4 protein-coding genes and 2 pseudogenes are annotated in these 7,951 nt (G+C 59.4%); all 6 read right to left on the minus strand.

Going from position 1 to position 7,951, the window contains the following annotated elements; genetic code table 11:
* Window positions 1–131 precede the first annotated feature (131 nt).
* The 6 genes and pseudogenes from OXF11_08235 to OXF11_08260 all read right to left on the minus strand — a co-directional run bounded on the left by OXF11_08235 (window position 132) and on the right by OXF11_08260 (window position 7,878).
* Window positions 132–863: a restriction endonuclease subunit S gene (locus OXF11_08235; protein MCY4487091.1), complete on the minus strand. Its 732-nt coding sequence runs from the start codon at window positions 861–863 to the stop codon at window positions 132–134.
* A gap of 8 nt (window positions 864–871) precedes the next feature.
* Window positions 872–2,737 (minus strand): N-6 DNA methylase, encoded by a 1,866-nt coding sequence (locus tag OXF11_08240; protein MCY4487092.1) that lies wholly within the window; start codon window positions 2,735–2,737, stop codon window positions 872–874.
* Window positions 2,727–3,140, minus strand: a pseudogene (locus tag OXF11_08245) (transposase). The gene OXF11_08240 and the pseudogene OXF11_08245 overlap by 11 nt, the downstream one beginning before the upstream one ends.
* Window positions 3,141–4,206: 1,066 nt before the next feature.
* Window positions 4,207–4,854: pseudogene (gene nth / locus OXF11_08250) on the minus strand (endonuclease III).
* Window position 4,855: 1 nt separating this feature from the next.
* Window positions 4,856–5,974 carry a hypothetical protein gene (locus OXF11_08255; GenBank protein MCY4487093.1) on the minus strand — a complete coding sequence of 373 codons (1,119 nt, stop codon included), beginning with the start codon at window positions 5,972–5,974 and terminating at the stop codon, window positions 4,856–4,858.
* Window positions 5,975–6,573: 599 nt separating this feature from the next.
* Window positions 6,574–7,878, minus strand: coding sequence for an MFS transporter (locus OXF11_08260; protein ID MCY4487094.1), 1,305 nt, complete (start codon window positions 7,876–7,878; stop codon window positions 6,574–6,576).
* Window positions 7,879–7,951 lie beyond the last annotated feature (73 nt).

Consider the following 7,951-nt stretch of genomic DNA (forward strand, 5'->3'; position numbering starts at 1 on the left):
GGTGGGCGCCCTTCGACTTCGCTTCGCTACGCTCAGGACAAACGGTTAAGGAATTCTGATGAAGATTCCGTTCGTCCTGAGCGTAGCGAAGCGAAGTCGAAGGGCGCCACATGGAGTTTTTCAACAGCCTGCTAGTTGCCGAACCTTTGCGACAAATTTCGAACGCCGCCTCCAGCCAAAGCCACAGCTCGCGACTTGGTCGAAATAGCCTCTCGCATTGCGGTGTCTACCGAAGACATCAACCGTTTGTCGTCAACAGTCTCTGGCACTGGAATCAAAATACTCTGCGCCTGTTCTTGTGTCAGTTCGTCAACTACAGCTCCGTAAATGTTCGCGGTCAATTGGATTTGCCCAAGCGGCGATGCCAGAAATGACCAAAGATAACCAGCCGGGCACACATCTTCATCGGGAACGATTCGCAGGATGTGCTGGGAGGCCGCCCACTTGTCCCACTCGGCAGGACATATGGTTACGCGCCCAATGGTTCCTGAACATGTCACTAGTATCCAACCGGCTTCAATAATCCACTTATCTAGTCGCCGCGATGTCCGCGACAGGTATTTCAGGTCTGCTGGTTGAAAGTGGACAATATGAGTCCCTTGCAGGAATGGCACACCGTGTTCCTTTTCCACGTATATGCGTTTGAATCTCGGTGGAATAAAGACACCCGCTGAAATTTCCGCTAGCCGCTTAACTCGCATACCAGAGCCGTGGAGCGTGCGAAGGGCATTCAGCAACTCCGGGTTGTAGTGCCCCGCGTCCATGCGAAGCCCCTGCGAATTGACAAGTGAATTCGATGGGAGTGAATAATTCTCGACTTGCCATGCCGTGTCGGCATTGGTCGAAAGCGCCACTTGAGACATCGCTTGTCCTATCCTCCGTGCCACTCGTCAAAGGCCGACACAATCTTCGGAAGGTCATCATCAACCGTCGGTTTTTCGTTCCCGTCAAGGACAATAAAACCATCCGGCGTCCTCACATACACGGCATTTCCTCTCTTATCTATGCCCACCTTCTTGGGAATCGCCATGAAAATCTGGTATTCATTCAGTGCCCCCGCCTGTGCCAGGCGTGCTTCTTCCCGCGTCAATCTTTGCGCAATGAGGACGCTTGGATTTGGGACACCGCCACCTTCGGCAAACGTTTCCTTAGGCAGGTCAATAGACGCCACTATGCGCGTATTCCTGAGCAGCCATTTCCTTATGAATTGCAGTCCCGGATTATTCAGTATGCTTCGCGGGAGGACGATAGCGAGATAGCCGCCGCGCTTGACGTACCGTAGTGCCCCTTCGACGAACAGTTGTTCCGCTGGCATGAGCCTTCGCGTATCTTTTGCGTCCAATGCCGGTAGTTCGTAGCGCGAAAGAACATGAGGATCGTCTATATGTGCTTGCCCACCAAACGGCGGATTAGTCACGACAATGTCAAACTCATCTTGCTTCACCTTCTGGCGTGCACCTTCATCGTCCCATTCGCCAGGAGCGGCGAGGGAATCGCCCTGGAATACATTAACGGAACCATCACCGTGCATGACGAGATTCATTTGCGTGGTACGGACAAGAAACGGGTTGATGTCCATACCGAAAAGATTGCGTTCCGCTAGTTCCTTGACACGAACCCCAGCCCGGTTACGGATTTGCTCTTCGGTGCCGCCTTTCGCTTGCTCGAACTCGACAATCTTCCGTCGCAGATGGTTGATGATCGCCACCAGGAACCCACCCGTGCCACAACAACAGTCGAGCACTTTGAGCGAGGCGATCTTCTGGTTTGAGAAGAGCGATAGCACCATGCGGACCGCCATGTCGCAGACGTTCCTCGGAGTGAAAAATTCCCCCCGGTCACCTCTGAGATTCGATCCGACCAACTCCTCGTATGCCTGACCCTTCACGTCTGCCTGGGTATTGAGCAGAGAGTACCTTTGCAATTCAGAAACGATGTACGCCAGAACGCGGAGATTCAACTTGACACGCTCGTCGGGTTCGAAGATGTACGGATAACGTTCTTTGACCTCGTTGAACAATGGAGTTATCCGATCTTCAAGCAGACGACGCTGTCCGGCTATGGACTTACGTTCCTCGCCGAGTACGAAGAACCGAAGATCATCAACGACCTCCTTCTCATCCAACACTTTGCAGAACATGAGCTTTTGAAGCTCATGAAAGGCTTCAGCCTTTTGTATTCCCTGATTGGCATAGATGTAGTTGTGGCAGCGCCGAAGGGATGCCTTGAGGTCGGTTGCGGGCGTGAGTTCCCGGAACTTTGGCGGTTGCGGTTGCGTCTCTCCGGATCGGGGAATGTCAGTGGTATCGTCTATCTCGCCGGTTGCCGACTTTTCATAGGCGATCTTTTCGGAACCCACCCAGAGGCCGAACCTGCATGACGAGCACGCGCTCATATAGCTCTTGAGTTGTTCAACGCCCTCGGACTTGTCCTTCGGGGAAACGTCCTCCCGCTTTGCCTCGACGATGACCATGATAGTGTCTTGTCGCCTCGGGCCGTCGGGTTTGAACACTACGATGTCGGTCTGCTTCCTTTTGGAACCCATCTTGACCGAAAACTCCACCGCCATATCAGACACATCATAGCCGTACTCCCCGACAAGGCTCCTCGCCCATCGCTGACGGACGTTTTCCTCAGGTGTGTCCTTCCGGAGCTTGCCGGTGACGAAACACCTAATCTTGCCTGCCGGAAGAAACGGGAGAATATCAGCCGATGAGATTGGAGGCCTAGAAGACATCGCTCAACGCGGGTTGTTTGAGTGCGGAGGCTATGAGGTCGCGGTACTTGAGCCGCTTCCCTGCCATGCCCTGCACGATAGCGGTCATCTGGACCGCGGTATCCTCGTTCCTGATGTTGTGGCGTCCCGAGAACTCGTTAACGCACCTGTCCAGTTGCTCGGGACTGATCCGGTGAAAAGTCCGATGGTAGCCACGCTTGAGCATGGCCCAAGAGGACGCTATCCTGTTGGTGTGAGCCATCCCGTCCACGTACTCGCCGACGGAATGCTTGATCGACTGGTGGTTGGGGAGACCGTGATATCCGCCATGGTCAACGGTGAAGACCGGCGTACCTGGGGCCGCCGGTCCGAGCACGAATCCCTGGATCGTGGCCTTGTCCGTCCCCTGGACACTCATGGCCGTGAACCGTCGCTCGGCTTCACGCTTATCAGAGGAACCACTTCACCACCTCCCGAAGCGTCAGTCCCTTACGACAACTCTTTCCTGGTGCTTTCTGTGCCATATCCCATATTCGAGTGGAACAATGGCCGAAGTTCACCCGTAAGGGTCCGTTTTTGCTTAAGAACCTATTGCCATGAACCAGATTGTCCGCCGCCCTGTAAGGCTTATCTGTCCTCTTATCCTTCCGGTGCTGTAACAGCATCTTGGCCAACTCATCCGATTTAAAATCTTTGGTTGGAATGACTCCAGCCTTCGTTACGGGTTCAGACACTCGCTCATTCGGGATTTCCAATACACCAAGTTCGTATCTGACTGTCAAGGTTTTGGCGAATATGAGAAATGCTGATAGCCCAGGCTATCGGCCAGCACGCCGACTAGATGCTCGGGGCCTGTTGGGCCTCACCGAGGCGGAGTTGGCGGATCTGCGTGTCGGCATGGTCATCCGTTGAGGTGCCGTTCCTTCTAGTGGGACAGCAGCCTGTGCGGGTAGGGGCGACCGGCCGGTCGCCCCTACGGTGGTCGACCGCAGCACAGGCTACTAGCTCTGTGCGTCCATGGCCAGAACATAGGGGTATTGAAGAATTCGTTCGTCGGCTGTCAGCAGAATCAGATGGTGAATGCGGGCTGCCGCGACAAGGATGCGGTCGGCCGGGTTCCATATGGAAGGCGGACGGCAGGGTATACGCTTCGGTCGTGATCTTATGCGTTACGGTTAAACACGTTGGATCCAGATTCCTCAATGATTCCGCAATCCAGGTACCGAGGGGGATGGACAGTGAAATGGCGCCAACGGCCAATAGGCGTGCGATTTCCAGCGTGGAGATCGTACAGACCGTGTTGTCGTGCTCCCGAGCCAGCAATGCCTGCCTTGCCCGTGGTCCCAGCTTTTCGGGTTGATCCTGCGACCAGATTCAGACATGGGTGTCGAGCACGAGCGTCATTTCAGCATGTCCCAGTCATCTGTCGAGTCGGAGCGGACGGGATCGGCATGAATCATCATCTTGCCCTTCAGTCCGCCGAGTTGTTTGCCGGAAGGGAGATCTTCGGGCGTCTTGTCCGGGAACTCGCACAGGTCGGCGATGACGCAGGTCGGGCACTCGGGTTTGCGCGCCTTGCAGACGTAGCGGCCGTGGAGGATGAGCCAGTGGTGGGCGTCCTTGCGGAACTCCGGGGGCGTGAGCCGGGTCAGCCGGGTCTCCACCTCCAGGGGGTTCTTTCCCTTGGCCATGCGCGTGCGGTTGGCCACGCGGAAGATGTGGGTATCCACCGCGATAGTGGGTTCGCCGAAGGCCGTGTTGAGGATGACGTTGGCGGTCTTCCGGCCCACGCCGGGGAGCTTCTCCAGGGCCTCCCGGGTGCGCGGCACCTGGCTCCCGTGCTCCTCGATGAGGATCCTGCAGGTTTTGATGATGTTCTCGGCCTTGCTGTTGAACAGTCCGATGGTGCGGATGTAACGCTTCAGCCGGGTGACGCCGAGGCGAAGGATCTTCTCGGGGGTATTGGCCACCGGGTACAGCTTGGCGGTGGCCTTGTTGACGCTTACGTCCGTGGCCTGGGCCGACAGCACCACGGCGACCAGCAGCTCGAACGGGTCGACCCAGTCCAGTTCGGTGGAGGGGCTGGGGTTGTTTTCCTGGAGTCGCTCGTAAATGGCGGTACGCTTCTGCCTGTTCATGTCAGGGTATGTATTTCTCGTCCTGCAGAAAGAGCTCGCTGGGGATCTCGGTGCCCAGCCCCATTTCCTTGCAGTGAGTATAGATGAGGTGGCTGACCGCGGTAAACTGCACGCCGTCTCCGCGCAGCACGAGCCCGGTGATCTGGCTGTCGGATGTGCGGCCGGGGTGGTTTCCGGCGATGACGTCGCCCAACAACGGCAGCTTGTCCCACTCGATGGACGTCGGCCGGGTGTACTGGTCCTTCCCGTGCTCGGGGATGGCCTCGGCGCCGCCGATGGCGTACCTCATCCAGCGCCGGCCGTGGCGGTTCATGGTCAGCACGTCGCAGCGCTCCCAGCCGGCGACCTCCAGCTCGACGTCGGAGACGTTGCTGACGAACTGGCCGGGCTCCAGCCAGTCGGCCATCACCACCGGGTCCTTGGAGTTGGTGGCCATGTAGACGATGTCCGCGTCTCGGACCGCCTCGCGGGCTGAAGGAACCGGTATCATCTCAATTCCCGCTTCCTTGGACATCTGCTCCGCGAACGTCTCTTTCTTGCCGGGCGTGGGACTATACACCTTGATCGTTTTCAGGTTGCCGAGGGCGGCGAAACAATGAACGGCGCCCTGGGCCTGCCAGCCCGTTCCGACCAGGCCCACCGTGCGCGAATCCTTGCGAGCCAGGTACTTCGCGCCCACCGCGCCGGTGCCCGCCACCCGGAACTTCTGGAGGTAGCCGTCGTGGATGATGGCCAGGAGCTCGCCGGTGCGGGAGCTGTAGAGGTAGATGAGGCCGCAGAACCTTCCGTCCTTTCGGCCCGGCACCCGTCGTTGGAGCGTTCGGCCGTCCTGTTCGAAATAGGTGATGATGTCGGAGTCGATGCGGTCCGTCGCGGCATCCAGCTTGGCGATGGCGCCGCTCAGCGAGGTGAAGGAGTGGTGTGTCGGATCCCCGCCGCCCTCGGGAAACCGGGGGTGATCGCGGTAGTCGTCGGGGTCCCTTGGCGTGAAGACCCGGTACGGGGGTGCGTTGATCGCGCCTCCGGTCGCCAGCTCCAGCGCCGCCAACTCCAGGGCATCGTTTACCTCTGACGGGTTGAGAACCTTCTCTACGGTCGGATTGTCGATGATGAGTGTCATTGAACCTTCCTGATCGGGAAATCGCTTGGGAGAATCGGGTGAATCAGCGCCCTTCGACTTCGCTACGCTGACGCTACGCTCAGGACGAACGGGGAGGATGCGTCCAACCGTACTTCCTGAACGGAACTGCATCCAACAGGTTGTTGAAACACCGTGTGGTGAATCAGCGCCCTTCGACTTCGCTACGCTGACGCTACGCTACGCTCAGGACGAACGGGGAGGATGCGTCCCAACCGTACTTCCTGAACGGAACTGCGTCCAACCGGTTGTCCAACAGGTTGTTGAAAACACCGTGTGGCGCCCTTCGACTTCGTTACGCGAAGCCTGTCCCGAGCTTGTCGAAGGGCTCAGGGCGAACGGAATCTTCATCAGACCTTCCTTGACTTAACCGTTCGTCCTGAGCGTGGCGAAGCGAAGTCGAAGGGCGCCAACCCAGGTCGTAGGGAGTTTCTCAATAACCTGCTGAGTGTGGCTGTGCCACACCGTTCCTCCGAGCGTAGCTTTATCCAACCGTTCGTCCTGAGCGTAGCGTAGCGAAGTCGAAGGGCGCCCATAATGGAGCAGACCCGCCACGGCTCCTGCAATCGCGGCCCGTGCCGTCAGTCGTCGCGCCCCACTCCGCGGGTCCAGGGTCCGATCAGCAGGACCGTGGTGATTCCGGCGGCCCCCACCAGGCCCAGAAGCAGCCACGGCACATAGGCGTGGCTGTGGAAGTGGTCGACGAGGGCGCCGGCCAGATACGGACCGACGACGCCTCCCCACATGTAGAAGAAACTCATGCTGCCGCGGATGGTGCCGAACCGGCGCCGCCCGAAATAGTCTCCCACCGCGGCCCATATGACCGGTATCGATGAGTCCAGCACGCTGAACAGCGTGGCGAACAGCAGCAACCCCCAGAGCGTGGTGCTCCACATCAGGACGAGGACCGCGATGAAGGCAAGCACCATGCACCAGGCCACCAGGCGTACCTTGTTGGTCTGATCGGCAATCCATCCCATGATGAAATGCGCCACGATGTTCATGCCGTTGAACCACGACAGAGGGAGCGCCGCGGCGAGAGGCGTCAGGCCCTTCCACTCCATCAGGGGCACGAAATGCACGATGACGGTGGTGTAGGCGGCGGTCCGGGTGGTCATCCACAGGACGAAGAGCCAGAAGACCGGGGTGCGCATGGCGCGGCCGGCTTCGTAGTCCGACCCGCCGTGGCTCCCCGACCCGTCCTTCTCCGACCCGTCCTCTTGCTCCCCGGGCGACGGGGCGGAAGCCGACGCCGTTTCCGAGGATATCCGCAGGCCCATGCTCTCCGGCGACCGGCGGATCCTCAGGGCCAGCGGCGCGGCCACGAACAGGAACACGCATCCAGCCGTGAACGCCGCCGTTCGCCAGCCCCAGAAGTGGACGGCCACCGCCAGCAGGACCGTGACGACGGTTCCGCCCACGGGCATGGCGGCGCTCAGGCAGGTCAGCGCCCGCGCGCGGTAACGGCTGAACCAGTTGACGGCGAGCACCGCCGGAGCGTGCACGAAACCCGCCGTGAAGGTCAGGGAGATGACCCCGGCGTAGATGATCAGGAAGCTCGCGTAGCTGTCGACGGTGGAAAAGAGAATGTAGCCGACGCCGCACAACAGCGCCGCGGTCAGTATGACGGGCTTGGGGCCGAAGCGGTCGATGAGGTATCCCGCCAGCGGGCCCTCGATGGCGCCCTCGGCCCGGGCCAGGGAGAACGCCAGCGAAGTCGCCGCGTGGCCGATGCCCAGTTCTTTCTGGATGGGAAGGAAGTAGACCGTGAACCCGAAGCTGTGGAGTCCGCCGCCGATGGTGCGGATGAGGGCCGTCAGCCCGATCATCCGCCAGCCGTAGTAGAGGTCCGACAGCCGGCGGCGAAGACCCTTGATCGAGAGCAAGCGGATTCACCCGCCGGACGGCCCGCCGCTCGACGTTCGGTTCATCGTCAAGCGCGGCAGGCCGTCCGTTCGG

The sequence above is a fragment of the Deltaproteobacteria bacterium genome, from assembly GCA_026712905.1.
In the GTDB taxonomy this organism is placed as follows: Bacteria; Desulfobacterota; Binatia; order UBA9968; family JAJDTQ01; genus JAJDTQ01.

Excerpts from the sequence above, each read along its gene's own strand:
- OXF11_08235 (MCY4487091.1), bottom strand. The coding sequence starts at position 863 with ATGTCTCAAGTGGCGCTTTCGACCAATGCCGACACGGCATGGCAAGTC.
- OXF11_08240 (MCY4487092.1), bottom strand. The coding sequence starts at position 2,737 with ATGTCTTCTAGGCCTCCAATCTCATCGGCTGATATTCTCCCGTTTCTT.
- OXF11_08255 (MCY4487093.1), bottom strand. The coding sequence starts at position 5,974 with ATGACACTCATCATCGACAATCCGACCGTAGAGAAGGTTCTCAACCCG.